The sequence below is a fragment of the Arthrobacter sp. NPDC093125 genome, from assembly GCF_044754225.1.
In the GTDB taxonomy this organism is placed as follows: Bacteria; Actinomycetota; Actinomycetes; order Actinomycetales; family Micrococcaceae; genus Arthrobacter.
Genome location: NZ_JBIVOQ010000002.1, coordinates 160,839 through 174,044 on the forward strand (window position 1 = coordinate 160,839; position 13,206 = coordinate 174,044).

General features: G+C 64.5%; 14 protein-coding genes. 1 reads left to right on the forward strand and 13 read right to left on the reverse strand.

Annotated features, from left to right (window positions below; all coding sequences use genetic code 11):
• Nucleotides 1–29 precede the first annotated feature (29 nt).
• The 7 genes from ACIP9X_RS05230 to ACIP9X_RS05260 all read right to left on the reverse strand — a co-directional run bounded on the left by ACIP9X_RS05230 (nt 30) and on the right by ACIP9X_RS05260 (nt 4,708).
• Nucleotides 30–857, reverse strand: coding sequence for a F0F1 ATP synthase subunit delta (locus tag ACIP9X_RS05230; RefSeq protein ID WP_400478673.1), 828 nt, complete (start codon nt 855–857; stop codon nt 30–32).
• Nucleotides 857–1,414 carry a F0F1 ATP synthase subunit B gene (locus ACIP9X_RS05235; RefSeq protein ID WP_400478674.1) on the reverse strand — a complete coding sequence of 186 codons (558 nt, stop codon included), beginning with the start codon at nt 1,412–1,414 and terminating at the stop codon, nt 857–859. Before ACIP9X_RS05235 ends, ACIP9X_RS05230 begins: the two co-directional genes overlap by 1 nt.
• Before the next feature lie 53 nt (nt 1,415–1,467).
• On the reverse strand, nt 1,468–1,686 hold the full coding sequence (gene atpE, locus ACIP9X_RS05240; protein ID WP_011692451.1) for an ATP synthase F0 subunit C: 219 nt from the start codon (nt 1,684–1,686) through the stop codon (nt 1,468–1,470).
• Between the two features lie 80 nt (nt 1,687–1,766).
• A complete protein-coding gene (gene atpB / locus ACIP9X_RS05245; protein ID WP_400478675.1) occupies nt 1,767–2,567 on the reverse strand; it encodes a F0F1 ATP synthase subunit A in 801 nt (266 codons plus the stop codon).
• A gap of 81 nt (nt 2,568–2,648) precedes the next feature.
• Nucleotides 2,649–2,987: a hypothetical protein gene (locus ACIP9X_RS05250; protein ID WP_400478676.1), complete on the reverse strand. Its 339-nt coding sequence runs from the start codon at nt 2,985–2,987 to the stop codon at nt 2,649–2,651.
• On the reverse strand, nt 2,980–3,477 hold the full coding sequence (locus tag ACIP9X_RS05255; RefSeq protein WP_400478677.1) for a hypothetical protein: 498 nt from the start codon (nt 3,475–3,477) through the stop codon (nt 2,980–2,982). The genes ACIP9X_RS05250 and ACIP9X_RS05255 overlap by 8 nt, the downstream gene beginning before the upstream one ends.
• A gap of 97 nt (nt 3,478–3,574) precedes the next feature.
• Nucleotides 3,575–4,708, reverse strand: coding sequence for an MraY family glycosyltransferase (locus ACIP9X_RS05260; RefSeq protein ID WP_400478678.1), 1,134 nt, complete (start codon nt 4,706–4,708; stop codon nt 3,575–3,577).
• 319 nt (nt 4,709–5,027) lie between these two features.
• Between ACIP9X_RS05260 and ACIP9X_RS05265 the strand changes: the two genes are divergently transcribed.
• Nucleotides 5,028–5,924 carry a glycosyltransferase gene (locus tag ACIP9X_RS05265; protein WP_400478679.1) on the forward strand — a complete coding sequence of 299 codons (897 nt, stop codon included), beginning with the start codon at nt 5,028–5,030 and terminating at the stop codon, nt 5,922–5,924.
• Here ACIP9X_RS05265 and ACIP9X_RS05270 read toward each other — a convergent pair.
• The 6 genes from ACIP9X_RS05270 to thrB form a co-directional block, all read right to left on the reverse strand.
• Nucleotides 5,921–6,694, reverse strand: a complete 774-nt coding sequence (locus ACIP9X_RS05270) for a WecB/TagA/CpsF family glycosyltransferase (RefSeq protein WP_400478680.1) — start codon at nt 6,692–6,694, stop codon at nt 5,921–5,923. The two genes, ACIP9X_RS05265 and ACIP9X_RS05270, sit on opposite strands and share 4 nt — an antisense overlap.
• On the reverse strand, nt 6,691–7,485 hold the full coding sequence (locus ACIP9X_RS05275) for an L-threonylcarbamoyladenylate synthase (protein WP_400478681.1): 795 nt from the start codon (nt 7,483–7,485) through the stop codon (nt 6,691–6,693). The genes ACIP9X_RS05270 and ACIP9X_RS05275 overlap by 4 nt, the downstream gene beginning before the upstream one ends.
• A gap of 15 nt (nt 7,486–7,500) precedes the next feature.
• On the reverse strand, nt 7,501–8,460 hold the full coding sequence (prmC, locus tag ACIP9X_RS05280; RefSeq protein WP_400478682.1) for a peptide chain release factor N(5)-glutamine methyltransferase: 960 nt from the start codon (nt 8,458–8,460) through the stop codon (nt 7,501–7,503).
• Nucleotides 8,461–8,476: 16 nt separating this feature from the next.
• Nucleotides 8,477–9,550, reverse strand: a complete 1,074-nt coding sequence (prfA, locus tag ACIP9X_RS05285; protein ID WP_400478683.1) for a peptide chain release factor 1 — start codon at nt 9,548–9,550, stop codon at nt 8,477–8,479.
• A gap of 164 nt (nt 9,551–9,714) precedes the next feature.
• Entirely contained in the window at nt 9,715–11,865 is a 2,151-nt protein-coding gene (rho, locus tag ACIP9X_RS05290; RefSeq protein WP_400478684.1) for a transcription termination factor Rho, read from the reverse strand.
• 366 nt (nt 11,866–12,231) lie between these two features.
• Nucleotides 12,232–13,206 carry a homoserine kinase gene (thrB, locus tag ACIP9X_RS05295; RefSeq protein WP_400478685.1) on the reverse strand — a complete coding sequence of 325 codons (975 nt, stop codon included), beginning with the start codon at nt 13,204–13,206 and terminating at the stop codon, nt 12,232–12,234.

The following is a 13,206-nucleotide window of genomic DNA, read 5'->3' on the forward strand; positions in this document are numbered from 1 at the left end:
TTTCTATCAGTTAGGTTGTGCTTGTCCGGCTAGCCGGCCAGTTGGCGTTGCAGCTCGCCCAGGCGGGTGAGCACAGAAGCGTCGAGCACTTCGTCACCCACCTGCACGCGGATTCCGCCAATCAGCAGAGGATCAAGTTTGACGTTGATCTTCAGCTCACGCCCGTAAAGGGAATTGAGTCCGGACTGCAAACGGCTGAGCTGCGCGTCCGTCAGGGGACGTGCGACAGTGACGGTTGCAATCCAGCGCTGCTGGCGCTTCGCAGCAAGCTCGGCGAAACGCGCGACCAGCCGGGTCGCCTTGATTCCGCGGGGCTGTGCCACGGCCTGCCCGATAAGGACTTTGGCTTCCTCGCTTGCGCCAGGAACCAGCCTCTCGGCCAGGTTGATCTTTGCTGCAGCACTGGCCTGCGGCTCGGACAGAGCACGCTGCACCTCGTGGCTGGAGGCTACGGTCTGGTTGAATGAGAACAGGTCGTTCTCGAGTACTTCCAGTCCGGTAATGCCGGAGGCAGAAACGGCCGACTTGTTTTCAGCAACAGCGATGACCACCGTTGCGGCAAGCGTCTCGAGTGCATCGCCGATGTCCCGCGCCGATGCCCAGCGTGAGCTGGCCAGTCCGGCTACGATTTCCGCAGCCTCGGTGGAGACTTTTCCGCTGAACAGTTGCCTGATCAGCGCTGACTTTTCCTCGCCGCTTCGGGAAGGGTCCGTCAGGGCGCGGCGCAGGCCAGCAGAGCTGTCCACCGTTCCCAGGATTCCGAAGAGTTCCTTTGCCAACTGCAGCGATGCAAAGGGAAGCTTGGCTTCCAGCTCGGTCAACGCCTTGGTCAGCGATTCGCTCGATACACCTGCCATTACTTTGCTACACCCGCGTTCTGGTTCTCCAGCTCAGCCAGGAAGCGGTCAACAACACGTGCCGCGCGCTGGTCGTCGTCCAGCGACTCGCCGACGATGCGGCCAGCCAGTGTGGTGGCAAGGGTGCCCACCTCGGAACGCAGGGACACAACGGCCGCCTGGCGCTCGGACTCGATCTGTGCGTGTGCCTGCGCCGTGATGCGCGCAGACTCGGCTGCAGCCTTCTCCTTCAGCTCCGCAAGGATCTGGGCGCCTTCGGCACGGGCTTCCTCGCGGATGCGGTTGGCCTCTGCACGTGCGTCGGTGAGCTGCTGCTTGTACTCCTCGAGTGCTGCAGAGGCCTCGGCCTGGGCCTTCTCAGCCTTGGCGATGCCGCCTTCGATGGCCTCAGCACGCTCTGCAAACGTCTTCTCGAACATCGGGACAACGAACTTGACCACGATGAAAAAGAGGAGAGCAAAGCCGGCGAGGACGACGCCCATTTCCCAAACGTTGGGAACGAGCGGGTTAGTCGCCGCGGCGCCTTCGGTGGCGGCTGAGATGATCAGCTGATTCATATTTCACCCGTCCTTATCTACTCGGTTCTGAATGTTCGCTAAGTTCCGAAGGACTAGCTAAGAACGAAGGCGAAGACCAGACCCAGGATGGCGAGGGCTTCAGTCAGCGCAAGGCCGAGGAATGCGATCGGCTGCAGGACGCGCTGGGCTTCCGGCTGACGTGCAACGCCGTTGATGTAAGCAGCGAACACGAGACCCACACCGATACCACCGCCGATGGCGGAGAGGCCGTAGCCGATGAGGTTGAGGGAGCCGTTGATGGAGCCTTCCATTTTTCTTCCTTTCAAGATGCCAACTCTGTGGCAGGTTGTTTGGGTTGCTTCATCCCCGCGAGGGGGAAGTTTTGGGGTGCCTAGTGGCTGTCGGCGTGAAGTGCGCCTTCAATGTAGATAGCCGTCAGCAGGGTGAAGACGTAGGCCTGCAGCGCCATGATCAGCGCTTCGAGCATGTACATGGCGATCGCACCTGCGAGGACCAGGACCGAGGTGCCCTTCAGCAGGACGTTTTCCTGCATGACAAGGAACTCGATACCCGAGCCGGCGATCATGACAATCAGGTGGCCTGCCAGCATGGTGGCGAACAGACGGAGGCTGTGCGTGACAGGACGGACCAGGAAGTTGGAGATGATCTCGATCGGAATGACGATCGGGAGGATGTAGACCGGAACTCCGGACGGCACGGTGGCGAGCTTGAAGTACTTCAGCCCGTTCTTCTTGATGCCGATGCCGATCCAGGTGACGTACACGATCGCAGCCAGCACGTACGCGCCGCCGACGTGGGAGAAGCTCGGGAGCTGGATCAGCGGGATCGCACCGTAGATGTTGTTCACCAGGATGAAGAAGAACAGGGTGAACAGCAGCGGGACGAACTTCATGAAGTCGCGGCCGCCGATGATGTCCTTGGCGATGCTGTTACGGACGAAGCCGTAGGCCATTTCGCCGGCGAACTGGAGCTTGCCAGGAACCATCTGCTGCTTCCGCGCAGCTAGCATAAAGAATGTAGCGATAATGACGACGGACAGGATTACCAGCAGCATCTGCTTGGAGAATCCGTCATGCGCACCCCACGGCAGGATCGCCGGCAGGTGCATTTCTTCAATTCCGGGAGGCGTGAAGACTCCTGAATTTTGGGCCGGGAGCGCAAGCGCGATCAACGCGTTTCCTCTCTGCAGTGTCCATCGTTGGGCGTTGGTCGGGTTCCGGCGTGATTCATGCTCGCCCTCCCCCTCGTGAAATTATTTGGCATTACTGTCTCCGTCCTCGGACGGTCCGCTGGCTGCATCATTCCCGTCAGCCGATTTTCGCGAACTGGTGAGGCCGTGCATATGGGATAGATAGAACCCTCCCGCAGCTCCAAGCAGAGCGCCTGCGAGCACAATCCAGCGGGTTCCCCACAGGTAATCCAGTCCCCACCCTATCAAACTCCAGACGATGATTCCGCCAATAATGTAGCTAAAGACGGCGATGCCGGCGTTGTAACCGCCGTCACCTCGGACGGCCGAATCGCCGGCCGTTCCGGCGGATTTGGCGGCGTCGTCGCCAGGGGTATTTTGGGAGTCGTTACGCTCAGACATCCGTGGTGCCCCTCTCGGTCCGGGGGGTGGATTCGGGGTCGTTATAGATCTGCAGACGGGCTTTGCTGAAACCGTAGATTTCGGCAGCCTGCCAGAACACCACGGAGACAACAGCCCCGATGAGGAACCAGCGTTCGTGGAGCCAGGCCGGTTCACCCAGCACAAACAGCACGACTGCAAAGCCAACCACCTTGACAACATATGTCGCTACGAAAAGGCCAATGGCCCCGGAGGGGTTGCTTCGGCCGACGAAGTGGCCGATCAGGAGGCTGATGGCAAAGAACACCATCACCAGCAATCCGCCGAAAGCAGTCGAGAACGCTCCGGCCCAGCCGTTCAGGACCAGGGCTACGATGCCCGTCAGCAGCAGCGCTGCCGCGGCTGCTGCGGAACTGAGTCCCAGCAGGCCAAGCCACAGTGACTGCCGGGGACCGGATGCGCCAACGGCTCCGTTGCCGGACGCAGGTCCGGGGTCGGCGTCGGAGCTCATGCGATCCCAATCGTGGAAGGTGGGGCGGAGGATTTTGGTGCAGGACACACCTGCCCCTGAATTCTACATGAGATAGAAATTTCCGGGAAACCGCTGCTTAACCTGCGGCGTCAGCGCTGCGGCCTGGGGTGTCAGCACTGCGGCGGCTCAAATACGGCCATGCCGTGAGGAGCCCCATGCCCAGTGTCGCCACCAGGTCGACGGCGAGCACGATCTGCCAGGGGTAGACGGCAAAGGCCAGGCCACCGAACGACAATACAGCCGTCCACATGTACATGAGCATCACTGCCGTGCGGTGCGAGTAGCCGATATCCATGAGCTTATGGTGCAGGTGGCCGCGGTCGGCGGACCAGGGAGAACGTCCGACGGCGGTGCGCCGCACCACCGCGAGGCACAGATCCAGGAGCGGAAGAAAGAGGACTGCAAACGGCAGCACGATGGGGATGATGGTGGGAATACCGTTTACCCGGTCATAAAGCCCGGAGGTGATCTGGCCGGTGGACACCACACCGGCCGAGGCCATGAGCAGGCCAATCAGCATGGCGCCGGAATCACCCATGAAGATTTTGGAGGGAAACCAGTTGTGCGGCAGGAAACCCAGGCAACTGCCCACCAGGATGGCGGTGAGCAGCGTCGCGAGGTCCGAACGGTCCAGCAGCACTGCCGTCCGGTGCACCCAGTAGGCGGTGAGGAAGAAGGCCGCACCGCCGATGATCGCTACGCCCGCCGCAAGTCCGTCCAGCCCATCAATGAAGTTGAACGCGTTCATCGTGGTCACGATCAGTACCGCCGTGAGGATGACGTTCACGGGGTCCGAGTCGAAGCGGATGGGCTCCGGAACGAACGGAATGATGGTCATCCGGACGCCCCAAATCGCCACGACCAGGGCCGCAGCACTCTGGCCAATTAGCTTGACCCACCAGCGGAGGTCGAGCAGGTCGTCCGCCACGCCGACGAGCACGATGACTGCTGCACCGGCCAGGACTCCCCAGGGGGCGGAGTTCCCCCGGAAGATGTCCTTCACAAAGAAGGACTGGCTGGCCACCACCAGCGCCACGAGCACGCCGGCAAAAATCCCCAGCCCGCCGAGCCGTGAAACGGGGCTTGAATGCATATCGCGGCTCCGGATCGGGGCGAACAGCTCAAGCCGGTTGCCGACGAGCCGCGCACCCCACGTCGCTGCGTAGGAAACAACGGCCGCTGTCAGCATCATGCTCAGGTACATGATCATGGGGTCTCCCCCGCCACACCGATGCGGAGCACGCTGCCATGGCCACGCCGCCTGAGCAGGACCTGATGCGTGTCACAACTGCGCAGGTTCTTGGTCAGGCCGGGCGGACCGTGGGGTATCGAAAGCTGTGGATCTGACGTGCAATAAATGAAACTTCTCCGTCGCCAAGCGCGCAGGCAGGCAGTGCAAAGCCGCCTGACAGGGCTGTATTACAGTGGACTCTAGTCAAGATACTAACGCCAACGGGTATATCGCTTCGCGTCACACGGCCTCATGCCGGCGGGAAACTTGCCGGCGGCCGTGCTGAAAGGATCCCCCAATGTCAGTGTCTGTCGCCGTTGCTGCCGTGACGTTTGACCGCCCCCGTGAGCTGGCCGTTCTGCTCCGCGCCATTAACAGCCAAACTGCTCCCGTTGCGTCGATTTGCCTTGTGGACAGCGGCACCGCGCCGGCCAAGGACGTGGCGGAACAGCACGGAAATGTGGACTACATCCGCTCGGAAGCAAACCTCGGCGGTGCGGGCGGTTTTTCCCTGGCGGTCCTCAAGGCCGTGGCCAGCGGCGCCGAATGGATCTGGATGATGGACGACGACGCGGAACCCGCGGACGCCGAATGCCTGGCCACGCTTATCCGGGAGGCCGAGTCTCGTGGGCTTGATGCTGTGGTTCCGCTCGTCGTGGCGCCCGGCCACCCGGACAGGTTGTCCTTCTTCTTCCGGCTGGACGGCAAGGTGACCCACGACCGTGCTGCGCTGGAAAAGGTGGGTTTCCTTCCCCAGGACGGACACTTCTTCAATGGCGCACTGATCCGCTCGGACGTTTTCTTCAAGGTGGGGCTGCCGGACATGCGCCTCTTCATCCGCGGAGACGAGGTGGACTTCACCATCCGGCTGCGCAAGGCGGGCATCCGTTTCGGCACCGTGACCACCGCGGCGATCACCCACCCGCACGCGTTCTCCGAAACCCAGCACGTCTTCGGCGCCCGGTGGCACGTCATCGTTCCTGAATCCGCGTTCAAGCGGTATTACTACTACCGCAACCGCGGCTATTTGATCCGCCGCTATTTCCGCGTGAAGTCCCTGACTGCCGACGTCGGCGGCTACTTGGGCTATTTCCTACGCCGGGGCGACTTCCGCGGCCTGGCCGACTGGTTCAGGGCATTCTCAACGGGCCTGCGCGGGAAGGGCTTCGGCCCTCTCAAGGACCAAAAGTTCTAGCCGCCGGACTGTGACAGCCGGTGCTGCAGGCGGCGCCGCAGCAGCAGCGCCAGCAGCACCCAGGGCTCGCCCAGGACGCGGTACGCCACGCGCCGCGGGTGCAGCACCAGGCGCCACGCCCACTCCAGGCCAAGCCGTCCGAGCCAGCGCGGGGCCAGCTTCTGAATGCCCGCGATCTGCTCTATGGCACCGCCCACGGCACAGTAAATGGCCGGGGGCAGCGTGCCGAGCCGCCGGCGCAGCACCTCTTCCTGCAGGGGCATGCCCAGCCCGACGAGCACCAACTGCGGCCGCTGCTCAGCAAGCCACGCTGCGGCTGCCTCTTCAAGGTCCTCGTTCCAGCCGTCACCGGGCATCCCGGTAACCGTAGCCCCCGGCACGATGCTCTCCAGTTTTGCCACAGCCCGCGCATTTGCCACGGGTCCTGCTCCCAGGACCGCGATCCGCTCCAGTCCTTTGACCTGCCCCAGCGCGGGAATCCAGTCCGTGGACCCCAGCCGGTAGTCCATGACGGGCGCGGAGTGCTCCTTGCCTCTCCCCCACAGCCACAGCACAGGTGCGCCGTCGATCAGGACCACGTCGCTGTCCTCGTAGAACTTCCGGAACTCCGGTTCTGCATGAAAAAGGGTGACGCTGTGAAGGTTGTGTCCGACGACGGTCCGCGTGGTTCCGTCGGCGACGAAGGAGCTAAGCACTTCTGTAAGTCCCGAAACCTCCAACGGAGTGGCGTCCACGTCCAGCACAGGCACGGCCTGCCGCTGGAGCATCATTCGGCGCCGGGCGCTTTGTCGCCCGCGGGTTCACCGGCTGCAGGCTCGGCGGGCGCCCCTGCGGGAGCCGCTTCGACGGCCGCCTCTTCCGCGGGAGCCGCTTCTTGGGGAGCGTCCGGCCCGGCGGCGTTGCCGTCGACATCGAGCAGGCCCGGAACCACGTCGCGGAGCCGCTCGAGGCTGACCGCACCCTGCCGTACAACGCGCAGGGGCAGGGACGTGGCATCCACAATCGTCGAGGGCACCGCATCGGCGCCTTCAAGCGGCCGGAAGCCGTCTTCCAGGTACACCTCAACGGACTCGGCGAGCTGGTCACGGGCTTCAGCCGCGGTCTGTGCCGCCGGCTGGCCCGTCCTGTTCGCAGACGAAACCGCCAGGGGGCCGGTCAGGGTCAACAGCTCCTGGGCGATCTCATCGGCGGGAATCCGCAACGCCACCGTCCCTTTGGTATCACCAAGGTCCCAGTCGAGTGATGGCTGGGCGTGCAGAATGAGTGTCAGGCCTCCGGGCCAGAATGCCTCGGCCAGCCGGCGTGCCTCAGGGAACACATCCGTGGCCAGGCCGTCCAGTGCGTTCAGGCGGGGCATCAGGACCGGCGGCGGCATGGCCCGGCTGCGGCCCTTGGAAACGAGCAGCATCGTGACGGCCTGCGGCGAGAATGCGTCTGCGGCGATTCCATACACGGTGTCCGTAGGGAACACCACGCATTTCTTTTCAAGGATGGCACGGTGCGCATGGGCCAGCCCTGCGGTGCGCTCGTCGTCGGCCATGCAGTTATAGGTAGTGGTCACTGCCTTATTCTTTCATCACTCCGCGGGAGGAACGGCGAGGACGGCGCTGGTTGCGCGTTCCTTGCCGTTAAGGTCCAGATGGGCGGAGATGTTCGTCCACCTGCCGGTTCGGGCGAGCATCGACGCGATCCACGCCGCCTGGACTTCGGCGTGTTCCATCACGAAGTAGCCCCCGGGAACCAGCAGCCGCGCGGCAGAGGCCGCCGCCGCCGTCGGGAGTTCCATGCCGTCCGCGCCTCCGCCGTAAAGGGCCTCGGGCGGGTCATGCAGCGCCACTTCCGGTTCGTTCGGTATGGCCTCGGCGGGGATGTAGGGCGGATTGGAAACGACGACGTCGACCGTTCCGTTAAACTCCGGCAGCGCGTCCCGCAGATCGCCCCGTATCAGACTGACGCCGAGGGGCTGCAGGTTTTTGGCTGCCCAGGCGTGCGCGAACTCGCTGAACTCCACGGCGTGCACCTCGGCTTCCGGCACCTCGTGCGCGACGGACCCTGCGATCGCGCCGGAGCCGGTGCCCAGATCTACTACCCGTGGTCGGCGGACCCCGGAGGCGACAAGTTCCTGGAGCCGGTCGATGACCAGCTGCACCACCGATTCGGTTTCCGGCCGGGGAATGAAGACCCCCGGGCCCACTGCCAGCTGAAGGTAGCGGAAGTGCGCGACGCCCGTGATGTGCTGCAGCGGAATGCGGCGGGCACGCTCGGCCACAAGTTCCGCGTAGCCCTCCGGCGCCGGGGTGTCCCCCAGCATCATGGCCCGCAGCCGGCCCAGCCCGACACCCAGCAGGTGGTCGGCGAGCAGTTCGGCGTCGACCCTGGGACTGGGCACTCCGGCATCGGCCAGGATCTGGGCGGCCGCGCGGACGGCGTCACCGAGGGTGGCACCGTCAAGGGCGGCGTTGAGCGTGGCACCGTCAAGGGGCTGGACCGGTTCGGCAGACTGGACCCGCCGGTCCGGTTTATGCTCGGACGTCATCTGGTTCGCCGTCCGGCTAGTCGCCGATGGCGTCCAGGCGGGCCTGCTCGTCCATCTCGATGGCGGACTGGATGACCGGCTCGAGGTCGCCGTTCATGACCTGGTCAAGGTTGTACGCCTTGTAGCCCGTGCGGTGGTCCGCGATGCGGTTTTCCGGGTAGTTGTACGTGCGGATCCGCTCCGAGCGGTCCATGGTGCGGATCTGCGACTTGCGCTGCTCGGAGTTGGCGGCGTCGATCTGTTCCTGCTGGTGCGCGAGGATGCGGGCCCGGAGAACGCGCATGCCGGCTTCGCGGTTCTGCAGCTGCGACTTTTCGTTCTGCATGGCCACCACGATGCCCGTGGGAAGGTGCGTGATGCGGACGGCGGAGTCGGTGGTGTTGACGGACTGGCCGCCGGGGCCCGATGACCGGTACACGTCGATTTTGAGGTCATTCTGGTTGATCTCGAGCTCTTCCGGCTCGTCCACCTCGGGAAGGACCAGCACGCCGGCCGCCGACGTGTGGATGCGGCCCTGCGATTCCGTGACGGGAACACGCTGAACACGGTGCACGCCGCCTTCGAACTTCAGCCGTGCGTAGACGCCTTCGGCCGGGTCGTTGGAGCTGCCCTTGACGGCGACCTGGACATCCTTGTAGCCACCCAGGTCCGACTCGGTGGCGGAGATGATTTCGGTCTTCCAGCCGCGCGCCTCCGCGTAGCGGGTGTACATACGCAGCAGGTCACCTGCGAACAGCGCAGCCTCGTCGCCGCCTTCACCGCCCTTGACCTCGAGGATCACGTTGCGGGCATCGTCAGGGTCGCGGGGAATGAGCAGCCGGCGCAACTTGGCCGCCGCCGTCTCAAGGGCAGCCTCCAGCTCAGGGACCTCAGCAGCAAACTCAGAGTCCTCTGCCGCCATCTCCTTGGCAGCCGCCAGATCATCCCGAAGCCCCTCCCACTTGTGGTAGGCCTCCACGATGCCGTTAAGCTGAGCCGACCGCCGCCCCAGCTTCCGCGCCAGCTTCTGGTCAGCATAAACAGCAGGATCCCCCAACTGCGCCTGAATAGCATCATGCTCATCAAGCAGGCCCTGTACGGAATCAAACATTGGTTATTACCTTTCAACGCTCTGGGTATCAGTTTAGTGACGCACACAGCGGTAGGTGACGGGCGACCGCCGTCGTATATTTTTGCCGGCCAGGGAGTGGCATCGGGCCTGTCGCGAAGGGGCGGGGCCGGCAAAAATATGCGACGGCCCCACCCCCAGCTCAGCTACTTGTCGTTGTCCGACTTTGCGCCAAGCGTCGTCTTCTGAACCTGCATGAGGAACTCGACGTTGCTTTGCGTTTCGCGGATCTTGTTGGTCAGCAGTTCAAGGCTCTGCTGCGTTTCGAGTCCGGAGAGGACGCGGCGCAGCTTCCACATGATCTTGACCTCTTCAGGCGACAGGAGGTTCTCTTCACGGCGGGTGCCGGACGCGTTGACGTCGACAGCCGGGAAGATGCGCTTGTCCGCGAGCTGGCGGGACAGGCGGAGCTCCATGTTGCCGGTGCCCTTGAACTCTTCGAAGATGACCTCGTCCATCTTGGAACCGGTCTCGACGAGCGCGGTGGCCAGGATGGTCAGCGAGCCGCCGTTTTCGATGTTGCGGGCTGCACCGAAGAACCGCTTGGGCGGGTACAGGGCCGCGGAGTCGACACCGCCGGACAGGATGCGGCCGGAAGCCGGCGCTGCCAGGTTGTAGGCACGGCCCAGGCGGGTCATGGAGTCCAGAAGAACCACGACGTCCATGCCCATCTCCACGAGGCGCTTGGCGCGTTCGATGGAGAGCTCGGCCACGGTGGTGTGGTCGTCGGCCGGACGGTCGAAGGTGGAGGCAATGACCTCGCCCTTGACGGTGCGCTGCATGTCCGTGACTTCTTCGGGACGTTCGTCAACGAGCACCATCATGAGGTGGACCTCAGGGTTGTTGGTGGTGATGGCGTTCGCGATGGACTGCAGGATGAGGGTCTTGCCTGCCTTCGGCGGCGAGACGATCAGGCCGCGCTGGCCCTTGCCGATAGGGGCAACCAGGTCGATGACACGGGGGCCGATCTTCTTGGGGTCCGTTTCGAGGCGCAGGCGCTCGGACGGGTACAGCGGAACGAGCTTGGCGAACTCGACGCGGTCCTTGAGCTCTTCCGAGGTCTTGCCGTTCACCGAGGTGACGCGGACCAGTGCGTTGAACTTCTGGCGCGCGGACTGCTGGCCGCGGTCCTCGCCGTCACGGGGTGCGCGGATGGCGCCGACGACGGCGTCGCCCTTGCGCAGGTTGTACTTCTTTACCTGGGCGAGGGAGACGTAGACGTCGTTCGGGCCCGGGAGGTAACCGGAGGTGCGGATGAAGGCGTAGTTCTCGAGAACGTCGAGGATGCCTGCGACGGGCAGCAGCACGTCGTCATCGGTCACCTCGATGTCGTCAACATCCGGTCCCTGGCTGCGTCCGCGACGGCGGTCATTGCGGTCGCGGAAGCGGTCGTTGCGGGAGTTGCCGTCCCGGCTGTCGCGGCTGTCAGAACGATCAGAACGGTCGTTGCGGTCGCGGCGGTTCCGGCGGTTGCGGCGGCTGCCGCCCTCGGCGTCGTCGTCGCGGCTGTCATCGCGGCGGGTCTCATCGCGGCGGTTGTCGCGGGCACCGGCGCTTTCGGAGTCACGGCCGCCGCGGGTGCGGCCGCCTTCACGGCGGTCGGTGCGCTGCCCGGCTTCAGCAGTGTCGGCGCCCTGTTCACGGGCGTCAGCACCGCGGGTTTCCGCAGCGCGGGTCTCAGCACCGGCGGTTTCGACGCCCGCAGCTTCGGCCGGGGCTTCGGCGGGAGCGGCTTCAGGGGCCGTAGCGGCAGCCTCGCCGCGGCGGCGGTTACGGGTACGCGGCTGGCGGCGTTCACCGGTGCCTTCGCCCGCACCGGGCTCGGATACTTCAGCTGCCACTTCGGCAGGCGGGGCTTCGACGGCGGCCGGCTGGGCAGCTGCCTCGGCGGCCGGCTCGGCGGCAGGAGTGGAAATGACGCCGTCGCTGACAGCGCGGCGGCTGCGGCCACGGCCACGGGTCCGCGGGGCTTCCTGTGTCGGGGCCTCCGTGGTTTCTGCAGGGGCAGCCGGAGCCGATGTGTCGGCGGCAGCCGCACTGGTGTCGGCGGCCTTTACAGCGGTGCGGGCCGGAGCCTTGCTGGCCGTAGTACCTGCACGATGGGCCGAAATGGCCGCGACAAGGTCTCCCTTGCGCATGCGCGAACCGCCCGAGATCCCGAGCTGGCTGGCAAGTGCCTGCAGCTGGGCGAGCTTCAGGCCGGCGAGGCCGCTGCTCTTGGCGGGTGCTTCCGTCAACGATCCGGAAGCAGAAGATGATGTATCCACAGCTGGCAACAGCTCAGTGGTTTCGGTCACGAAGGATCCTTCCCCCTCGACGGCGTCCAGACTGGGAGCTGGACGCGATGATTTGATCTGGGCTGCAGTTCAGATCTGCAGCCGGGATGTCGACCTTGCCGGATGGAATTCGCGGCAGGGCCGGATACTGATCACCTTCAATGCCCCGCAGTACGGGAACATCGGACTGACGGTTCAGGGAACAGAAAGCTTTCTGTGGGCCCCGGATCAGGCCAAGGAGGCGGCACCGGAAAATACTGCGCATTACGAGAACGAAGCAACAGATCTGCGCAGTTCCGGACCAGGATAGGCAAAGGAGCCAATCATCAGGTTCTGTGACTGCACGGTCTCTTGGCTGCAGGGCCTCTGCGGTGACTGAATGCGGGTTTACCGCCGGTGCACTCCCACTTTAGCACCTTCGACGTCCACTGCCAGCTTCATCACACGCCAGTTGATGCCCGGTGTGCTTTCCGCCGTAAACGTGCCGATGAATTCGAGCACTGCGGCTGCTTCCGCTTCACCGTTCGCCAGCACCAGAACCGTCGGCCCTGCCCCCGACACAACGGCTGCATGCCCGGCGCTGCGCAGGCCCTGGATCAGTCCCGCACTGGGCAGCATGGCCTCTGCCCGGTAGCTCTGGTGAAGGAAGTCCTCCGTACCGGGCAGCAGGAACGCCGGGTTGTTCGTCAGCGCGTGAATCAGCAGAGCCGCGCGGCCGGAGTTCATGGCGGCGGCGTGGTGGCCAACGGATGCCGGCAGCAACGCACGCGCCGCTTCCGTCGACAGCTCGTAATCGGGCACTGCCACAATGGGAATGACCGCCGCATCAACCGTGGCACAGGTGCTGCTGTACTGGTCACTGTCCTGCCAGGACAGCGCCAGCCCGCCAAATATGGCCGGAGCGACGTTGTCCGGGTGCCCTTCCATCTCGCTGGTCAGCTGCAGGATCCACTCCCGGTCCTGCTGCTCCGCCGCCGGAAGCAGGGCGTTCGCCGCCGTCACCGCCGCCACCACCGCGGAGGCTGAAGAGCCCAGGCCGCGGCCATGCGGAGCGACGTTGGCCGCAATGATCTTCAATCCGTTGTGCCGGTAACCAAGGCGCCCGAAGGCCGCATTCATCGCCCGGACCACGAGATGGCTGGCATCCCGGGGCAGGGAGTCGGCGCCTTCACCGCTCAACTCGAAGATAAGCTCCCCGCTGTCCAGGCTCTCCACAGTGAGCGTGTCGTGCAGTGTCAGTGCCAGCCCAAGGCTGTCGTAGCCCGGCCCGAGGTTGGCGCTCGTGGCGGGAACCCGGACAGTGACCTGCTGCCCGGCCTGGATGGCGGGCAGCTGGGTGGTTTGCGGCAGCGCGGTTTCCAC

Excerpts from the sequence above, each read along its gene's own strand:
- ACIP9X_RS05230 (WP_400478673.1), bottom strand. The coding sequence starts at position 857 with ATGGCAGGTGTATCGAGCGAATCGCTGACCAAGGCGTTGACCGAGCTG.
- ACIP9X_RS05235 (WP_400478674.1), bottom strand. The coding sequence starts at position 1,414 with ATGAATCAGCTGATCATCTCAGCCGCCACCGAAGGCGCCGCGGCGACT.
- atpE (WP_011692451.1), bottom strand. The coding sequence starts at position 1,686 with ATGGAAGGCTCCATCAACGGCTCCCTCAACCTCATCGGCTACGGCCTC.
- ACIP9X_RS05250 (WP_400478676.1), bottom strand. The coding sequence starts at position 2,987 with ATGTCTGAGCGTAACGACTCCCAAAATACCCCTGGCGACGACGCCGCC.
- ACIP9X_RS05255 (WP_400478677.1), bottom strand. The coding sequence starts at position 3,477 with ATGAGCTCCGACGCCGACCCCGGACCTGCGTCCGGCAACGGAGCCGTT.
- ACIP9X_RS05260 (WP_400478678.1), bottom strand. The coding sequence starts at position 4,708 with ATGATCATGTACCTGAGCATGATGCTGACAGCGGCCGTTGTTTCCTAC.
- ACIP9X_RS05265 (WP_400478679.1), top strand. The coding sequence starts at position 5,028 with ATGTCAGTGTCTGTCGCCGTTGCTGCCGTGACGTTTGACCGCCCCCGT.
- ACIP9X_RS05270 (WP_400478680.1), bottom strand. The coding sequence starts at position 6,694 with ATGATGCTCCAGCGGCAGGCCGTGCCTGTGCTGGACGTGGACGCCACT.
- prmC (WP_400478682.1), bottom strand. The coding sequence starts at position 8,460 with ATGACGTCCGAGCATAAACCGGACCGGCGGGTCCAGTCTGCCGAACCG.
- prfA (WP_400478683.1), bottom strand. The coding sequence starts at position 9,550 with ATGTTTGATTCCGTACAGGGCCTGCTTGATGAGCATGATGCTATTCAG.